The 595-nt window shown below is 53.9% G+C and carries 1 pseudogene; it reads right to left on the bottom strand.

Features of this window, described 5'->3' with window-relative positions:
• Positions 1 to 141: 141 nt before the first annotated feature.
• A pseudogene (locus tag ACFQY0_RS21330) lies at positions 142 to 595 on the bottom strand (hypothetical protein); the annotation flags it as partial.

Below are 595 nucleotides of genomic sequence, written 5' to 3'. Positions count from 1 at the left end.
CGTCAAAGCACACCAACCGCCTGACGGCAGCCGCGCGTTTACTCGGGGTTTAGGGTTCTAATCATCTGAAAAATTCGACACGAAGCGGGTCAGGCGGTTGGGTGCTGCGCCTTGTTGGCCTTGTTGAGTTTTGGGTTAGTTTTAGAGCGGAAAGTCCTCGGTTAGACCAGCGATCTCCACCTCTGAATCATCTTCGAATACAGCCTTCAGGTCATCAAGCAGCTTATTAACGCGCTCTCGTGTGTCGATCATGCGAAACCGCAATAAACTCCACTTCCGCTCGGGATCTCTACTAATCTTCACGCAGAGCTCGGGACTGTCTCCAGCATCAGAGGCCCCGTAGACACAGCAGCCAAGCGAGTAGGGTTGCCCACGGATCTCGACCCACCATCCCCAATCCTCGCAGCAGGTAAACGGAATGTCGTAGCCGCGAGTTCGCAGATGCTCGGCAAGATACTCTGCAAGAGCCTTGCCGTATGTTCCCTCGTTCACCAGTTCCTCTTCTTCACCGGGCAGGATTGGGAACTTCGTGGATCGAATGTGGATGAAAGGATTCGCGGCCATCCGGTTCGGTTCTATTTTTTGGGCCAACGTT

It is taken from the genome of Haloferula chungangensis (assembly GCF_042664875.1).
Taxonomy (GTDB): Bacteria; Verrucomicrobiota; Verrucomicrobiia; order Verrucomicrobiales; family Akkermansiaceae; genus Haloferula; species Haloferula chungangensis.
Note: the sequence above shows the minus strand (reverse complement) of the source record. Positions and strands in the feature narration are given on the sequence as shown.